The 3,316-nt window shown below is 61.2% G+C and carries 5 protein-coding genes; all 5 read left to right on the forward strand.

The annotated features are described in order from the left end of the window. The coding region (locus tag AUR66_RS15355; protein WP_082682234.1) for an NADH-quinone oxidoreductase subunit D-related protein at window positions 1-1,037 on the forward strand (1,037 nt) is incomplete at its 5' end. Then, complete coding sequence (locus AUR66_RS15360) at window positions 1,037-2,086, forward strand: complex I subunit 1/NuoH family protein (RefSeq protein WP_058573141.1); 1,050 nt, start codon at window positions 1,037-1,039, stop codon at window positions 2,084-2,086. The genes AUR66_RS15355 and AUR66_RS15360, both read left to right, overlap by 1 nt. Then, a complete protein-coding gene (locus AUR66_RS15365; protein ID WP_058573142.1) occupies window positions 2,083-2,544 on the forward strand; it encodes a NuoI/complex I 23 kDa subunit family protein in 462 nt (153 codons plus the stop codon). Before AUR66_RS15360 ends, AUR66_RS15365 begins: the two co-directional genes overlap by 4 nt. A 105-nt stretch (window positions 2,545-2,649) precedes the next feature. Further along, the gene (locus AUR66_RS15370; protein WP_058573143.1) at window positions 2,650-2,910 is read left to right on the forward strand and encodes an NADH-quinone oxidoreductase subunit J; all 261 of its coding nucleotides are present in this window, start codon (window positions 2,650-2,652) and stop codon (window positions 2,908-2,910) included. After that, a complete protein-coding gene (locus AUR66_RS15375) occupies window positions 2,907-3,275 on the forward strand; it encodes an NADH-quinone oxidoreductase subunit J family protein (protein WP_058573144.1) in 369 nt (122 codons plus the stop codon). The genes AUR66_RS15370 and AUR66_RS15375 overlap by 4 nt, the downstream gene beginning before the upstream one ends. The last annotated feature ends 41 nt before the right edge of the window (window positions 3,276-3,316 follow it).

The following is a 3,316-nucleotide window of genomic DNA, read 5'->3' on the forward strand; positions in this document are numbered from 1 at the left end:
TCGACCTGGAACCCGACATCGGCTACCTGCACCGCTGCGAAGAGCAAATCTGCCAGCAGGGAACCTACCGCCACCAGATTATGCCGTACCCCGACCGCTGGGACTACATCTCGGCGGGCCTCCTGAACGAGTGGGCCTACGCCCGCGCCGCGGAGGACCTCGCGGACATCGAGGTGCCGGAGTACGCGCAGATCATCCGGACGATGGGTGCCGAACTGTGCCGCATCGCGTCGCACATGATCGCACTCGGCACGTTCGCGCTCGACGTCTACGGCGACTTCACGGCCATCTTCATGTACGCCATGCGGGACCGTGAAATCGTCCAGAACATCCTCGAAGACCTCACCGGGCAGCGGATGATGTTCAACTACTTCCGTCTCGGTGGCGTCGTCTGGGACCTCCCCGAACCGCGCGAGGAGTTCTTCGAGAAGATTCGTGACTTCATCGACGACCTGCCGGAGGCACTCGAGGAGTACCACGACATGATCACCTCGAACGAGATTCTCCAGGCGCGTACGGTCGGGACTGGCGTCCTGCCGCCGGAAGTCGCCAAGTCCTACGGTGCGACCGGACCGGTCGCTCGTGGGTCTGGCATCGACTACGACCTTCGCCGCGACGACTCCTACGGATACTACGACGAACTCGACTGGGACGTCGTCGTCGAAGATGGATGCGACAACTTCTCGCGCCTGCTCGTGCGTATGCGCGAAGTCGAGGAGTCGGCCAAGATTATCCAGCAGTGTGTCGACCTGCTCGAAGACTGGCCAGAGGACGAACGGAACATTCAGGCGAACGTTCCGCGTACCCTCAAGCCGGACGAGGACACCGAAATCTACCGCGCCGTCGAAGGTGCGAAGGGTGAACTCGGCATCTACATGCGCGCCGACGGCACCGACAAGCCAGCGCGCTTCAAGATTCGCAGTCCGTGCTTCTCGAACCTACAGACGCTCCCCGAGATGTCCGAAGGTGAGTACATTCCGGACATGATCGCATCGCTCGGGAGCCTCGACATCGTTCTCGGCGAGGTGGACCGTTGATGAGTCTGCAAGTAACCCTTCCGGACACCATCAGCGGCCTCCTCGGCCTCGAAGGCGTCCTCGGCGACGTCGTCGGTGGGCTCGTCGGCGCGTTCATCATCGCCAACATCATGCTCATCACCACGGCAATCGCCGGCCCGTGGGCGAAGCGGAAGATTACGGCTGCGTTCGGTGACCGTATCGCGGTCAACCGTATCGGGCCGTTCGGGTTGCTCGTCATCATCCCGGACGCCGTCCGTCTGATGTCGAAGGAACTCATCGTTCCCGAAGGCGTCGACCGTCCCGCGTGGGACATCGCGCCGATGATCATTCCCTTCTCTGCGCTGCTCGGTTTCGCCGTCATCCCGATGGGTAACGGCATCCAACTCGCCGACCCCGAGACTGGCCTCGCGTTCGCCTTCGCGGCGGCGTCGATTGCGTCGCTCGGTATCGTGATGACTGGCTACGCGTCGAACAACAAGTTCTCGCTCATCGGTGCACTCCGCGCCGTCGCAGCGAACATCGCCTACGAGATTCCGCTCGTCATCACGGCAGCGTCCGTCGTCATCTTCGCCGGGTCGCTTCGGATGAGCGAAATCGTCGCCGTGCAGGCGGAACCACTCGTCTCTATCGCCGGCGTGGCGATTCCGACGTGGTTCGCGTTCGTCAACCCGTTCGCGTTCGCACTGTTCATCATCGCGAACCTCGCAGAGATTGGCCGCAACCCGTTCGACATCCCCGAAGCGCCGACCGAGATTGTCGCCGGATACCAGACGGAGTACTCCTCTATCTACTTCGTCCTCATCTACCTGGGTGAGTTCATCCACATCTTCCTCGGTGGCGCTATCGCGGCGACGCTGTTCCTCGGCGGCCCAGCAGGTCCAGTCCTGCCCGGGTTCGTCTGGTTCATCATCAAAATCTGGGCGTTCTTCCTGTTCACCCAGTGGGCGCGTTCCGCAGTGCCGCGCCTTCGCGTCGACCAGTTCCTCGAAATCGGTTGGAAAGGCATGCTCGTCTTGTCCTTCGCCAACCTGGTTCTCACGGCCATCATCGTGGGGGTGATTGCATGATTGGAATCCTCAAGGGCATGGCAGTGACGTTGAAGCACGCACTCGACGGCCAGACGTTCACGGTCGAGTACCCCGAAGAAGCGCCCGAAGTCAGTCCGCGCTTCCGTGGTGTCCACAAGTTCAGCCAAGAGCGCTGTATCTGGTGCCGTCAGTGTGAGAACGTCTGTCCAAACGACACGATTCAGATCGTTCAGGACGACCAGCGCAACGGCGAGCAGTACAACCTGCACATCGGCCAGTGTATCTACTGCCGACTGTGTGAGGAAGTCTGCCCCGTCGACGCGATTCTGCTCACGCAGAACTTCGAGTTCACTGCTGACACCAAGAACGACTTCGTCTACAACAAAGAACAGCTCAAGAACGTCCCGTGGTACAAGGATATCGACCCGCTCAACTCTCGCAACCCCGACCGCAACGCGTGGATCGGCGAAGGCGAAGGAGAGGTCGACTATCAGTAACATGACCGCGAGTGAATCGTTCGAGTACCGTCAACCCGCGTCCGCTACGGGGCGCTGAGGACGTTCTCGAAATGTTCAAAGGGATATCTCAAGGAGACACACACAATGGTTTATGAAACCATCGCGTTCGCGCTGTTCGCCCTCATCACCGTGGGCTGCAGCCTGGGCGTCGTCCTCGTGCGGGACATCTGGCATTCCGCACTCCTGCTCGGGGGCGCGCTCTTGAGCGTCGCGGTGCACTACGTGATGTTGCAGGCGGAGTTCCTCGCCGCCATGCAAATCCTCGTCTACGTCGGCGGGGTGCTGATTCTCATCACGTTCGCCGTGATGCTGACGCGTATCAATCCGGAGGTGAGTAGCACATGACCACGAAACCGCAGTTGAAGCTCGGTTCGCACCTCGTACCGGGACTCGCTGCCGTCGCACTGTTCGTCGTGATGGCAGTCGTGTTCCTCGGTGCGTCGTTCCCGAACCCACAGGGATTCGCAGAGGGCGCTAATCTGACCGCGAGCATCGGCTATACGATGTTCAACCTCGGCTTCGGTGACGTCACAGGCGAGAGCATGCTCATCGCGTTCGAGATCATCGACCTCGTGCTCGTCGCCGCGCTCGTCGGTGCCGTCCTCCTCGCTCGCCGCGAGGGTGAAGGCGGCCAGATGCGCACCATCCTGACCGACGGCGGTCGCGAACTCAAACGGACGTTGTTCGACGACGAGGAGGGTGACCGGTAGATGGTACCCGGACAGTACTACCTCCTCTTGTCGGCCGCGGT

This window comes from Haloferax profundi (genome assembly GCF_001469865.1).
GTDB classification, from domain to species: domain Archaea; phylum Halobacteriota; class Halobacteria; order Halobacteriales; family Haloferacaceae; genus Haloferax; species Haloferax profundi.

What these genes read in the sequence shown, in the direction of transcription:
- AUR66_RS15360 (WP_058573141.1), top strand. Translation starts at nt 1,037, where the DNA reads ATGAGTCTGCAAGTAACCCTTCCGGACACCATCAGCGGCCTCCTCGGC.
- AUR66_RS15365 (WP_058573142.1), top strand. Translation starts at nt 2,083, where the DNA reads ATGATTGGAATCCTCAAGGGCATGGCAGTGACGTTGAAGCACGCACTC.
- AUR66_RS15370 (WP_058573143.1), top strand. Translation starts at nt 2,650, where the DNA reads ATGGTTTATGAAACCATCGCGTTCGCGCTGTTCGCCCTCATCACCGTG.
- AUR66_RS15375 (WP_058573144.1), top strand. Translation starts at nt 2,907, where the DNA reads ATGACCACGAAACCGCAGTTGAAGCTCGGTTCGCACCTCGTACCGGGA.